The organism is Streptomyces sp. MBT65, assembly GCF_016612545.1.
In the GTDB taxonomy this organism is placed as follows: Bacteria; Actinomycetota; Actinomycetes; order Streptomycetales; family Streptomycetaceae; genus Streptomyces.
Genome location: NZ_JAENRY010000774.1, coordinates 1 through 426, shown reverse-complemented (window position 1 = coordinate 426; position 426 = coordinate 1). Strand labels below are relative to the sequence as shown.

1 protein-coding gene is annotated in these 426 nt (G+C 68.5%); it reads right to left on the bottom strand.

All coding sequences use genetic code 11. From position 1 onward, the window contains the following. Positions 1–426: lipid II flippase MurJ (locus JHN63_RS52055; RefSeq protein WP_307782208.1), on the bottom strand; the 426-nt coding region annotated here is incomplete at both ends.

Below are 426 nucleotides of genomic sequence, written 5' to 3'. Positions count from 1 at the left end.
GCGCGACCACCGGGAAGGTGACCGTGCACAGCATCAGCGAGAGCACCATCGGCATCTGGGCGACCTTCTGCGCATAGTTCAGATGCGAGATGGCGCCGGCCGGGAGGTGGGAGGCGAGGAAGCGCTCGATGAGGACCTGGGACTGACGGCAGAGGGCGAAGAGCAGCACGGTGGCCATCAGGGCGAGGTTCATCGGGCGGGGCTCGGAAGGGTCGGTGTCGGTGCCGGTGCCGGTGCCGATTCCGGTCTCCGGGGTGGTGGGCTTGTGGCTCGTCAACTGCCGCCACAGCGCCGGGAGTTGGGTCAGCACCATCAGGAAGCCGCCTCCGGCCACACCGAGGGCCGCCGACCGTACGCCCCAGTGGGCACCGAAGGCGTACATCCCCGCGATGATGCCGATGTTGTACGCCACGTAGATCGCCGCCG